Here is a 12,475-nt window from a genome sequence, read left to right on the forward strand (position 1 = left end):
AACCACCATGCAACTCTTCAACTGTGTGCCTTTTATCGGCGATGGCGCGGAGGTCGAGCTCGACACCCGCGCCTTTCCGTACCTGTACAACGACCACGGCCTGGCGCGCTTCAAGCGCCATGAAGAAGGCCGACTGATCCAGCTCGCGCCGCAGGACCCCGAACTTGAGCGGGGCGCCCGCTATACAGGCGTCACCTGGGAACCCAGGGAAATCCCCACCAGCAGCGGTTCCTACACGATCAAATCGTTCGACTTCCACGCCCGCGAAGTGCGTTATGAACCGATGTGGGCCACTGAAGAGACCGCACAGGCCTTTGGCATGACCTTGCTGCGCAGTGGCGAGTGCATCCATTTCGACCATGAGCAACTGATCCTGGGCCAGTACACCTACGGCAAATGGGCCGGGCATCAATCGCCCTATCTGGGGCTGGCGCGCCAGCGCGAGCTGCTGACTTACAACCCGACCGACCTGGAATACCACGCGTTTCCCCATGCCTTTTTTTCACGCTACGGCCGGCTGCCACTGGTTATCAGCGTGGCGCGCTGGCGGCCTTTCGTTGAGGAAATCTGCCTCGCCGACCTGTGGGTTCGGCCCGGAGACGCGCTGGTGCTGCCGCCCCAACACTTCCCAGAGGCGCCTTTGCTCGGCGCACCCCCGGCGCACACGCGCCTGAAGATCGTCGATATGCACGGCAATCGAAACTCGGCGCTCGCCTGTTGGTTCAAGGAGGGCGAGGACACGTTGCTGACGGAAACCATCCTGGCCAATCATGACCTGATGAAATCCGAGGCGGGCAGGCCGCACTATCATGAGGAACGCACCCCGACCCGGCATGAAACGCCGGAGGGTTTCCTGGCGGAAGGGAGCGGCCAATAAAAAAGCGCCAACGTTGCCGTTGGCGCTCTGCAAGTGCGAAGCCTTGAATCTGCGTAACCGGTGTTACTTAGAACACCACGCCCTGGCTGCGCAGGTAGTCGTCATAGGTGCCGCTGAAGTCGATCACGCCGCTTGGGCTCAGCTCGATGATGCGGGTGGCCAGGGACGATACGAACTCACGGTCGTGGCTGACGAAAATCAGCGTGCCCGGGTAGTTTTCCAGCGCCAGGTTCAGTGCTTCGATGGATTCCATGTCCAAGTGGTTGGTCGGTTCGTCCATGATCAGCACGTTCGGCTTTTGCAGGATCAGCTTGCCGAACAGCATGCGGCCTTGCTCACCACCGGAGATGACCTTGACCGACTTGAGGATCTCGTCGTTGGAAAACAGCATGCGGCCCAGAGTGCCACGAATCACTTGCTCGCCCTGGGTCCACTGGCCCATCCAGTCGAACAGGCTCATGTCGTCTTCGAAGTCGGACGCGTGGTCCTGGGCGTAGTAGCCCAGTTCCGCGGCGTCGGTCCACTTGATGCTGCCGGCGTCCGGGGTCAGTTCGTTGACCAGGGTGCGCAGCAGGGTGGTCTTGCCGATACCGTTCGGGCCGATGATGGCGACGCGCTCGCCGGCTTCAACCTGGAAGCTGAAGTCCTTGAACAGCGGCTTGCCGTCGAAGCCTTTGGCCATGCGATCAACGATGACCGCCTGGCGGTGCAGCTTTTTGGTTTGTTCGAAGCGGATGAACGGGCTCACGCGGCTCGACGGCTTGACTTCGGCCAGCTGGATCTTGTCGATTGCCTTGGCACGGGAGGTGGCCTGCTTGGCTTTCGAGGCGTTGGCCGAGAAGCGGCTGACGAAGGATTGCAGTTCGGAGATCTGCGCCTTCTTCTTGGCGTTGTCCGACAGCAGTTGCTCGCGGGACTGGGTCGCCACGGTCATGTACTCGTCGTAGTTGCCCGGGAACAGGCGCAGCTCGCCGTAGTCCAGGTCAGCCATGTGGGTGCACACGCTGTTCAGGAAGTGACGGTCGTGAGAGATGATGATCATCAGGCTCGAACGCTGGGTCAGGATGTTTTCCAGCCAGCGAATGGTGTTGATGTCCAAGTGGTTGGTCGGTTCGTCGAGCAACAGCACTTCAGGGTCGGAGAACAGTGCCTGCGCCAGCAATACGCGCAGTTTCCAGCCTGGGGACACTTCACTCATCGGGCCGAAGTGCTGTTCCAGGGGGATACCCAGCCCCAGCAACAGTTCACCGGCGCGGGATTCGGCGGTGTAGCCGTCCATCTCGGCGAATTCGGTTTCCAGCTCGGCCACGGCCATGCCGTCGTCTTCGCTCATTTCCGGCAGCGAGTAGATGCGGTCGCGCTCGGCCTTGACCTTCCACAGCTCCTCGTGGCCCATGATCACGGTGTCGAGCACGGTGAATTCTTCGTAGGCGAACTGGTCCTGACGCAGTTTACCCAGGCGTACATTGGGCTCCAGCATGACCTGGCCGCCGGACGGATCAAGGTCGCCGCCGAGGATTTTCATGAAGGTCGACTTGCCGCAACCGTTGGCACCGATCAAACCATAACGGTTGCCAGCGCCGAACTTGACCGAGACGTTCTCGAAGAGCGGCTTGGCGCCGAACTGCATGGTGATGTTAGCTGTGGAGATCAATTACTTTACCTATCAATAGCTTAGGGTGCGCTTATTTGAGCTGGGACCAATTTGGGACCAATCTGGAGCTTTTCCATTTCGCTCCAGTCCGAGCTTGAGTTGATCCAACGCGCATAAGTCGAGAGCAGCATCTGCACACTATGGCCGAGCTGCTGGGAGATGAAGGCGGGGTTCATGCCAGACATAATGCATATTGTCGCATAGGTGTGACGACAGTTGTATGGCGGCCGACGACGGATGTTCAACGTTTTCAGCTTCGGAATCCATTGCTTGTGAAGGTCGGGTGTCTGTTTCACGTACTCTGAATTCTTCGATGGCGGAAAAATGAAGGGCGTGCATAGCGCGGTCATTCAACAAAACAAAGCGGTCACCTCCCGTTTTCGTGCGCTCTACCACTTCTCCCAGGGCGATCCCACGACACACATGGGCCGTCCTCTTCTCTTCGTCAACCGCATCCCACCGCAAGGTCAGGGCTTCGGACAGACGCAAACCTGAAAAAAACACACACTCAAAAAGCGCCGCATAGCTGACCTGCATTCGTGGTCGCGAAAATCAACATGGCGAATTCCGTAGCATATCAACTGGGGGCTATGGCGATTCGCCCGACCTGCCACCTTGCGCAAAATCGCAAGGTGGCTGCCCAACACACCCAGTGTGTTGGGTAGACGCTTACTAAGCACTCAATGCAATCGCAGAGTTAACGTCTATGTTGTCCGAGCCGGAACTCCGATGGGTATTCTTTAAGTAATCAAGCGGAAGCCATTCAGGAGCAGCATTTTTTTTGGCAGGATCTTGTACACAAATCTGCTGGGACGGATGATCAACGCCCACTACTACCACTGCGTGCCCTAAGCTTAATAAGTCAAAGGATCCCATCACAATAAATGGACCGTGCCGATCCAGTAGATTCCCTATAGATCCACTGTCTTCAGGAACGATTTTATGGCCAACGCCTACAAATCCATTGTCTTCCATTATCTGTAGGCCCTCTCGACTTCCGAAGGACAGTTTTTTGCCTAACAAGGGAAGGCCGCGAGCCTTTGTGACTGTTTCCCCCGACGGTTTGTATTCCTCGCCATATTTACCCTGAAGTACCATTTTCATTGCTGCATACCAGCAATCAGCCATGCGCGTTTGGCGATGACCAGGCAAAGGGTCGAAGTATGTAGGATCTTGCGGTGCAGATTTGCTCGAGGAGCCTGCGTCGTGTCGGCCACCGCCACGAAGGGTCACCTTGTCACCTTGCGGTGTATTTAGCTCATTGTTTTCATTGAATTTTGCCATTAATAATGCATTTGCGCGCGGCATGACGCGCGGCTTGGATAGAGATGCTCCTGGACTCGGAGGTAACATCATCTCGGTGTCATTTCTCGCTGTTGGAGGAGCCGCAGGCGCCGGTTTGTCAGTTGCTTCAACAGTCAAAGGGTAAATACTGACGCCCGGACGCGATGTATTAATAGGGTTCATGTGAAATTACCTCTACGCATTAAATACAGCGATTATTTTTTCTTGACACTATTTCCCATCCTTGATGATCGAGGTTCTAAACTGCATTTGACACGGGTCGCTATAAACAACCAGTACCGATCGGATCTTGTGGAGCTGCCCGACTCACACCTGCTTATGCCTTAACCTTGCAAGCAGGTTTCCACTGAATTGTCGTTACTTTGTTTGCTTCACAAAAATAACGACGAAATGATGAGTGGTGTGGAGCGCAGAACAGTTCCGTCAAACTGGCCTCATTTCATAAATTTTATGAATGCCTATTCGCGGTGTCTCAGCCGGCCGAGGCCACCAGAGTGATGCCCGTGCTGGACCAGCTCTGGTCAGTTGCCTGCAAGTTGCGATTACTCAATGATGGAAGCCTCAAGGGCCAGCTGGTTTTCGTAGCGTTTTGAGAGCAGGGAAGGATGGTTTCGTTAAGGTCTCCGGCATGGCCAGCCACAGCAGCGCCAGGGCCACCGTTGCCACACCGGCAAGGGTCAGGAATGCGGCATTGTAGCTGGCCTGTTGCACGACGAAGCCGGCCAGGCTGCTGCTCAATGCGGCGCCAAGGCCGAACACGGTCGACAGTGCACCGAGGCTGACATTGAAGCGCCCGGTGCCTTGGGTCAGGTCCTTGACGATCACCGGGAACAGCGCACCGAAAATCCCCGCGCCGATACCGTCGAGCATTTGCACGGCTACCAGCCAGTAGGGGTCGCTGGACAAGGTATAGAGCACGCCGCGCAGGGGCAGAATCAGGAAACCCGCCAGCAGCAACGGTTTACGCCCCCACACATCCGCCTTCAGCCCCACCAGCCAGGCCATCGGCACCATGACCAGTTGCGCCGCGACGATACACGCCGATGTCAGCGGCGTGGCCATTTGCAGGTTTATCTGTGCCAGCTTCTGGCTGACCAGCGGCAGCATGGCGGCATTGGCCAAGTGAAATAGCGCGCAGCAGATGGCGAACAGCAGCAAGGGCCGATTGGCCAGCAGTACCTTGATGCCGGAGGGTTGCTCGTGATCGCTGCTGTGGGCCGGGTCAAAACCCCGCGCAACCTCATGGTCGATCGCCGCCGCCGACACACAGCTCACCGCCACGATGCTGGCGACTGCCATAAAGGCCATCAGGTAAAACACGACGACCGGCCCGTACAGATACGCCAGGCCACCGGCCAGCAATGCCGCCACGGCGTTGCCGGCATGGTTGAAGGTTTCGTTGCGTCCGGTTCGGCGGGTGAAGGCGCGCGGCCCGGTGATCCCCAGGGAAATCGCGGAAATCGCTGGGGCGAATACAGAAGCGGCAACCGCGCTGGCGGCCTGGGTCAGCGCCACCCAGCTGAATGAGCTGACAAACGGCAGCAGCAAGCAACTGAGCGTCACCAGAATCGCGGCAATCGCAATCACTGCGCGCTTGCTGCGGGTGCGATCGATCAATGCGCCCGCTGGGCCTTGGGTGATCAGCGCGGCGATGCCGGCCAGGGTCATGACCACGCCGATGCTGGCCGGGTCCCACTTGTGCACTGCCAGCAGGTAGATCGCCAGATAGGGCCCGAGGCCGTCACGCACATCCGCCAGGAAAAAATTCAGACCGTCGAGGGACAAGGTGGTGCGCAGGTCGGAGTGAAAAGCCACGGCAAACTCTTTATCTGGCGGCGTTCAATGGCTGAACGCCTATTGGCTTAGTGACCAGTGGGTTTTGCCATAAGTTTCGCGGGCATTGAGGGTTTCGTCCGACAGCTATTTGGCTTATTTTCCGACACCCGCTGTATTGAATATCTGGAGACGCAATGGACATGCCCTCAGCCCAACAGGCCATTAGCCACAATAAAGACGCCTGGGACGCATCCGCCACGCTGCACAAAGGCACCGACACCTGGAAAACACTGCTGGAAGCGGTAAAACGTGCGGACTTTTCCTGCCTGGACCCGACCATCACCGCGCGGCTGCACGCTGTCGGCATTGCCGGCAAGGATGTGGTGCAACTGTGCTGTAACAATGGTCGGGAAAGCCTGTCGTTGTTCGGCCTGGGCGCCCGCTCTGTGGTTGGCGTCGACCAGTCCGGCGCCTTTTTGCAGCAAGCACGGGAGCTGGCTGACGTTTCACCCCACACCCCCGACTTCATTGAAACCGATATCCATCACTTGCCTGAGCGTCTGCTCGGCCGGTTTGATGTCGCCCTGGTGACGATTGGTGTGCTGAACTGGATGCCGGACGTCGCGCTGTTTATGCGTCATGCGGCCAGTACGCTGAAGCCCGGTGGCACGCTGGTGATCTATGAAACCCACCCGTTCCTGGAAATGTTCGACCCGCGAGCCGCCACCCCGATGTTGCCCGACAGTTCCTATTTCAAGCGCGACCCCTTCGTGCTGCAGTCGTCGATTGTCTACGAAGGCGAGGCGGACGTTGCCGGGCCGACGTCCTACTGGTATGTGCACACCTTGGGCAGCGTGGTCAGCGGGGCGATTGCCGCGCAGTTGCAGATTGATCATTTGCAGGAGTATGCGCATTCCAATCGCGAGGAGCTCTACGACAAGTATCAGCACCAAGCGGCACAACTGCCGCTGTGCTACACCTTGACCGCCACCAAACGCCCCGCATGAGACTTTTTTGCGCGCGCAAAAAAAAGCCCGCGAGAGAGGCGGGCCAAGTGATTCACTGGAGTAGGTGGCCTTACCCTATGCCCGGAGAAGTGAAGACGGTGTGAAAACCGTGTCGCAACTTCGGAAGGTCGACGGTTCAGGCCCTGCGTACAAATGTGCGCATGGTCTCTCCAGGGCCTGTACTGAAGGTGCTTGGTCTTGGCATGCCTTCGTCCGCCGCGATAAACACAAATTCGTCCCCTTCGAGGCGATAGCTGGCGGGTAACAACTTGCCGGCGTCATCGCCCATCGAATCCACCCAGGTGATGCTTTTGGGTGTTGTGCTGCTGTCCAGCAAAAACCGGCCGGCGAGCAATACATCGCCGCTGATGGTGGTGACTTCGAATCGATCATCTTTGATGGTCGTGAGCGCGCCGGGAGCACTGTGTGCGTCCACTGGGTTGAGAACGCCACTGTCTTCGAGGGAAGTCTGCTCCCACGTTCCTTGAAGTGTCTGATAGTCCGGATCTGAAATGAACGACATGCAAACTCCCTGTACCGGGCACAAACGTGTGCTCGTTTAAAGGGCTCAATTGTATCTCCAGCGATGCGCGAGCGCGCCATTCGCGCATTTTTGGTCTGTTTAGACGTAATTTACTAATGATTTGACCACGCTTCTGGCAAGATGTGCAGGTTTGAACCGTCATCGACATGAAATAGGAATAATCTCTAAATCGCGTCGGACTTTTCGTAAAGTTAAGTGGTCAGACTGCCATTGATCATGTTTATTCGGGGCGTTGTCCCTGATTCCCACGCTTACCGGGCTTTTAAGACTCGAACGCCAGGCATGTATGGCTTTTTGACGTCAATTTTAAGGTGTTCTAATTTTGAATCCAACTTCCCCGCGCAACGCGTCTGCAGCGTCAGACGAAATTGACTTGTTTGAAATGTTTCACGCGATCTGGCGGCAGAGAATATTGATAGTGGGGTGTACGGTTCTCGTGGGGTTGCTGGGTGCAGGCTATGCATTTCAGTCGCCCAGGGTGTATGAGGTGAGCAGTGTGCTCCGCCCGGCAGCAATCAACGAGCTGGATGCGTTGAACCGTTCTGAAGTCTACAAGTTGCCCCCCGCCGATGCACTCGCCAAGGTTGGCACGCAGTTGGATTCTTATGGGGTTCGCCTGGATTTCTTCCGCAGTCACAAAGAACTGTTCGAGGCGTTCCAGAAACCGGGGCAAACACTCGAGCAAAGTTTTGAAAGTTTTAACCGAAACTCCGTCAATGTGGTGTTCCCGGACCCGCGCAAGTCCGAAGCGCCCGGCAGTTTCGTCCAGTTGCAATTGCAATACCCGTCAGACATAAACGGGGTGGCGATTCTCAACGGTTTCGTTGACTACGCCATTGCCGCAGAACGAGAACAAGTCGGTGCCGACCTCAAGGTCATTGTTAACAACCGCCTGACTGAGCTCAAGGGCAAGATCGACGCGGCTCGCGCCAATTACGAGACCCAAAAAGAATCCAAAATTGCCACGCTGCTTGAGGCCGACCGGACCAAGCGTGCGCGATTGCAAGATGAACTCAGCGGGCTTCGCCTGCAGATGAAAATGGAGCGCACCGACCGCCTGACCGAGTTGGCCGAAGCGATTTCGATTGCCAAGTCGATGGGCATCAGGACGCCCACCACACCTTCGGCTATGGGGGATGGTAAACGCGACGGCTCCGGTCAAATGATGCGGACCGAGGTCAGCAACCAGAAAATCCCCCTGTATTTCCTCGGCACTGAAGCGTTGGAGGCTGAGCGTAGCGCGCTGCAGCAGCGCACCAGCGATGACTTCACCAGTAATCGCATCGCCGAGATCAGCAAAGAGCTTCGATTGCTCGAATCCAACCGAGAAGTCGAGACGCTGCAAAAACGCTCGAACGAGGATATTTTCCTGCGGGACGTCGAACCGCTGCGTGCCGAAGTCGCCAGGTTGAAGGGCCTCAACATCGATATGACCCGCTTGAAACTGGTGTCCATCGACCGCCGTGCTCAGGAGCCGTTGTCTCCGATCAAGCCGAAAAAAATGCTGATCATTGCGGGAAGTCTGGTCGTCGGGCTGTTTCTGGGTGTTCTGGCAGCGTTGATCCGTTACTTCATATTGACGCATCGCGCCGCCCGGCTTGATACGGCAAGGGGTGCTCGTACGGGCCGTGAGGACGAGCAGCCACTCCTGTAAAACGTCAGGTAAGTGGGCGTGCGCAAGGCACGCCCACGCTGAACACAGAAGGTTCTGTGGACAGGTTTTCACAATTCTTAGTTAACCTTTGGTTACAAACTGTGGCTAAATAACTGCCAATGACCTTGAACCGATTTGTCTCAAGCCGGCTCGGGCGACCATGTGTAATTGTGATTTCAGGTGCTGCTTTTAAATCCTCGGCCGTTGTGGGCTCGCAGGAGCAGCCTGTTCTCTACTGACTTGTGACGAATACCTTGAAACTCATTATTGTTGCTCTCTACGTTGCCTCCATTGCGTATGTACACCTGCGTGGTCGGGTGCGGCACAAACTGGGTCGCCAGCTTAGCGATCACTCGACGTTCCTGGCGCCGATCAACTGCTTTCTCTACCTGTTCTCCAGGCAGCCAAGCCGCCCGTTCCTGTCGCCCAGCGATTTCCCCGACCTGAGCCCCTTGCAGGAGCATTGGGAGGAAATCCGCCTGGAAGGCCAGAACCTCATGCGCGCAGGCGAGATCAAGCGCTCGGATCAGTACAACGACGTGGGTTTCAACTCGTTCTTCAAGTCGGGCTGGAAGCGTTTCTACCTCAAGTGGTACGGCGACAGTCACCCGTCGGCGATGAAGCTGTGCCCGCGCACCACTGAGCTGGTGCAAAGCATTGGCTCGATCAAGGCGGCGATGTTTGCCGAGTTGCCACCGGGCTCCAAGCTGGTGCGCCATCGCGACCCGTATGCCGGTTCCTACCGCTATCACCTGGGCCTGGATACGCCCAACGATCCGGGCTGCTACATCAATGTGGATGGCGAGAGCTATTACTGGCGCGACGGCGAGCCGGTGATGTTTGACGAGACGTACATTCACTACGCAGAAAACACCACACAGCAAAATCGCATCATTTTGTTCTGCGATATCGAACGGCCGATGAAGTACCGCTGGGCGGCAGCGTTCAACCGCTGGTTCAGCCGCAATGTAATGGCCGCGGCGGGCTCGCCCAACGATGATGGCGACAAGACGGGCGGCCTGAACCGCGCGTTCACCCGCCTGTACAAGATTCGTCTGCGCGGTAAAGAGCTGAAAAAACGCAATCGTGCACGTTACTACCTGGAAAAGTGGGCAATTTTTGCAGGTCTGGCGCTCATCTTCATCCTCATTTGAAGTGGCTCCGGGGCGCGAATCACTGCGGTGGTTTCGCGCCCAGCTTGTCCCACATCTTCTTGCCGATCTTTTGTCGATTGGCGTAACCGGCCCACGGGTCGGCCTTCAGGCCTTGCAACCGCGCGAGCAGGTTGGCGACGGTCCATTGCTGCGAACCCTGCAACCCTTTCAACTCCTCTCGGCTGACCGGCACCGAAACCGGCAACCCTGGCCGTGCCCGCACCGAATAGGCGGCCACTGTGCTCGCGCCGCGGGCGTTACGCAGGTAATCGATGAAGATCTTGCCCACGCGGTTCTTTGGGCCGGAGGTGGCGGTAAAGCGCTCCGGCAGTTGCTCGGTGAGGAACTGCGCAATGGCCTTGGCGAACGCTTTGACACTGTCCCAGCCATCCCGGCGAGCCAGCGGCACGACGATATGCAAGCCTTTGCCGCCGCTGGTTTTGACGTAGGCATCCAGGCCCAATTCATCCAGCACCGATAACGTCAGTTGCGCGGCCTCCAGCATGGTTTTCCACGGCAGCGCGGGGTCCGGGTCGAGGTCGAGTATGAACAGGTCGGGGGTGTCGATTTTGTCCGAGGTGGCGCCCCAGGTGTGCAGTTCCACGGTGCCCATCTGCACGGCGCCGGCCAGGGCGCTGGCGGTGTCGATTTCCATCAGCCGTGCGTGGCCGGGATCCAGCGCCTGGTCGAGCTGTTTGATGTGCGGAATCGCCAGACGCTCGGCATGTTTTTGAAAAAACTGTTCGCCTTCGATGCCTTCCGGTGCGCGCAGCAGTGACACCGGGCGGTGCCGCAAGAAGGGTAGCAGCCAGGGGCTGATATCGGCGTAGAACTCGGCCAGTTGCTGTTTTTGCGTACCGCTTTGCGGGTCAATAACACGCTCGGGGTGCGTGATCTTTACGCCAGCGCCGGTTTTTTTGACGGTTGGCGGCTTGAGGGATTTGGCTGCGCGCGGTTGCTCATGAATGATCTGCGCAACCGGTTTGTCGGTGCGCAACGCAACGAAAGCGGCTTGGCGTACGACACCTTCGCGGGTCCATTCAGCGAACTGTGCTTCGCCGACCAGGCTCGGTTCCACCCAATGCACGCCGCGCGCCTGGGCGCTGGTCAGGGGTGTGTGCAGGGGCGACGTGTCGCGTTCCAGCGGTTTGAGCTGCGCGTAGATGGCCTCTAGCGAGGCCTGATCAAACCCGGTGCCCACGCGCCCGGAATAAACCAGACCGGCGTCGTCATTGACGGCAAGCAACAACGCCCCAAACCCGCTGCGTGAGCCCTTGGGGCGTGTGTAGCCGACGATCACGAACTCCTGGCGCAGGCGACATTTGAGTTTGATCCAGTCGGTGTTTCGGGTGGACGTATAAGGGCTGCCCAAACGCTTGCCGATGACGCCTTCGAGCGCCAGGTCACAGGCACTTTCAAAGATGTCGCGCTGATTGGCGACAAAGGCTTCGGAAAACCGCAGCAGTTTGCTGCGACTGCCGGCCAGTGCGGCTTTGAGCGCCGCGCGACGGGTTTCCACGGGCGACTTGCGCTGATCGTGCCCGTCGAGAAAAGGCGCATCGAAGAGGTAATACACGATGTCGAGGCTGCGGCCGATATCAAAGGCATTCTGCAGCGCCTGAAAATCCGGCAAGCCGTCGCCATCTAGGCTGACCACTTCGCCGTCGAGCCAGCTGTCCTTGAGTTTGAGCGCCTGCAGGGCTTTGACCTGGCGCGGCAGGCGCTCGGTCCAGTCATGTCCATTGCGCGTGAACAGGCGCACTTCAGCGCCCTGGATGCGGGCCAGCATGCGGTAACCGTCGAACTTGATCTCGTATTGCCAGTCGCCGTCCGGTGCGCGGTCGACCAGCGTCGCCAACTGCGGGCTGAGTTGTTCGGGGAGGGTGGTGGTGGTTTTCCCGGGTTTTGCCTGTGCCTTGGTTTTACCGACGGTGGCGTCGCTGATCACGCTTTTCGGTTCGGCCTGGACAATGTCGTAGTCGGCGGCTGGCCGGGCTTGCTGATCCTTTTCCTTGATCAGCAGCCATTGCTCCTTGTCACCGCTGCCCTTGAGGCGAGTGCGCACCAGGGCCCAATCGCCGGACAGTTTTTCACCGATCAGGGTGAACTTGAGCTTGCCGGCGGCATAGGCCTTTTGTGGGTCTTCGTGGGGCTGCCAAACGCCCCGGTCCCACACGATCACGTCCCCGGCGCCATATTGGCCGGGCGCAATGCGGCCTTCGAAACTGCCGTAGCTCAGGGGGTGATCTTCAACGTGCACCGCCAAGCGTTTTTGGCTCGGGTCCAGGCTTGGGCCCTTGGGCACGGCCCAGCTTTTGAGCACGCCGTCGAGTTCCAGGCGAAAGTCATAGTGCAGGTTGCGCGCGTCGTGTTTCTGAATCACGAACGTCAACGCCTGGGCCTTGCGTTTGCCGGCAGGCGCCTTGCCCGCGGGCTCGGCGGTGATGTTGAAATCGCGTTTACGGTTGTATTCGCTCAAGGGTTTTGACATGGAGAGTTCCTTG

9 protein-coding genes and 1 pseudogene are annotated in these 12,475 nt (G+C 58.0%); 4 read left to right on the forward strand and 6 right to left on the reverse strand.

Translation table 11 applies throughout. The features are described 5' to 3' along the window. The first annotated feature begins 7 nt into the window (after positions 1–7). On the forward strand, positions 8–877 hold the full coding sequence (locus tag BFW87_RS24515; RefSeq protein ID WP_078742293.1) for a hypothetical protein: 870 nt from the start codon (positions 8–10) through the stop codon (positions 875–877). Between the two features lie 67 nt (positions 878–944). On the opposite strand, the gene BFW87_RS24520 is transcribed toward BFW87_RS24515, so the two are convergent. The 4 genes and pseudogenes from BFW87_RS24520 to BFW87_RS24535 all read right to left on the reverse strand — a co-directional run bounded on the left by BFW87_RS24520 (position 945) and on the right by BFW87_RS24535 (position 5,651). Further along, a complete protein-coding gene (locus BFW87_RS24520) occupies positions 945–2,531 on the reverse strand; it encodes an ABC-F family ATPase (protein WP_074851754.1) in 1,587 nt (528 codons plus the stop codon). A 20-nt stretch (positions 2,532–2,551) separates the two neighbouring features. Continuing rightward, a pseudogene (locus tag BFW87_RS24525) lies at positions 2,552–3,056 on the reverse strand (site-specific integrase); the annotation flags it as partial. A 147-nt stretch (positions 3,057–3,203) separates the two neighbouring features. After that, positions 3,204–3,998: a papain-like cysteine protease family protein gene (locus BFW87_RS24530; RefSeq protein WP_078742294.1), complete on the reverse strand. Its 795-nt coding sequence runs from the start codon at positions 3,996–3,998 to the stop codon at positions 3,204–3,206. Positions 3,999–4,397: 399 nt separating this feature from the next. Beyond that, positions 4,398–5,651 carry an MFS transporter gene (locus BFW87_RS24535; protein ID WP_078742295.1) on the reverse strand — a complete coding sequence of 418 codons (1,254 nt, stop codon included), beginning with the start codon at positions 5,649–5,651 and terminating at the stop codon, positions 4,398–4,400. Between the two features lie 155 nt (positions 5,652–5,806). Between BFW87_RS24535 and BFW87_RS24540 the strand changes: the two genes are divergently transcribed. Further along, the gene (locus BFW87_RS24540) at positions 5,807–6,619 is read left to right on the forward strand and encodes a class I SAM-dependent methyltransferase (protein ID WP_078742296.1); all 813 of its coding nucleotides are present in this window, start codon (positions 5,807–5,809) and stop codon (positions 6,617–6,619) included. 136 nt (positions 6,620–6,755) lie between these two features. On the opposite strand, the gene BFW87_RS24545 is transcribed toward BFW87_RS24540, so the two are convergent. Beyond that, positions 6,756–7,142 carry a TIGR03067 domain-containing protein gene (locus tag BFW87_RS24545; RefSeq protein WP_078742297.1) on the reverse strand — a complete coding sequence of 129 codons (387 nt, stop codon included), beginning with the start codon at positions 7,140–7,142 and terminating at the stop codon, positions 6,756–6,758. A 343-nt stretch (positions 7,143–7,485) separates the two neighbouring features. Between BFW87_RS24545 and BFW87_RS24550 the strand changes: the two genes are divergently transcribed. Next, positions 7,486–8,817 (forward strand): Wzz/FepE/Etk N-terminal domain-containing protein, encoded by a 1,332-nt coding sequence (locus BFW87_RS24550; RefSeq protein ID WP_078742298.1) that lies wholly within the window; start codon positions 7,486–7,488, stop codon positions 8,815–8,817. 254 nt (positions 8,818–9,071) lie between these two features. Beyond that, complete coding sequence (gene lpxO, locus BFW87_RS24555) at positions 9,072–9,971, forward strand: lipid A hydroxylase LpxO (protein WP_078742312.1); 900 nt, start codon at positions 9,072–9,074, stop codon at positions 9,969–9,971. Positions 9,972–9,990: 19 nt separating this feature from the next. Here lpxO and ligD read toward each other — a convergent pair whose 3' ends face one another. Beyond that, the gene (gene ligD / locus BFW87_RS24560) at positions 9,991–12,462 is read right to left on the reverse strand and encodes a DNA ligase D (protein ID WP_078742299.1); all 2,472 of its coding nucleotides are present in this window, start codon (positions 12,460–12,462) and stop codon (positions 9,991–9,993) included. Between the last annotated feature and the right edge of the window lie 13 nt (positions 12,463–12,475).

Source organism: Pseudomonas fluorescens, assembly GCF_002022275.1.
GTDB lineage: Bacteria > Pseudomonadota > Gammaproteobacteria > Pseudomonadales > Pseudomonadaceae > Aquipseudomonas > Aquipseudomonas fluorescens_AJ.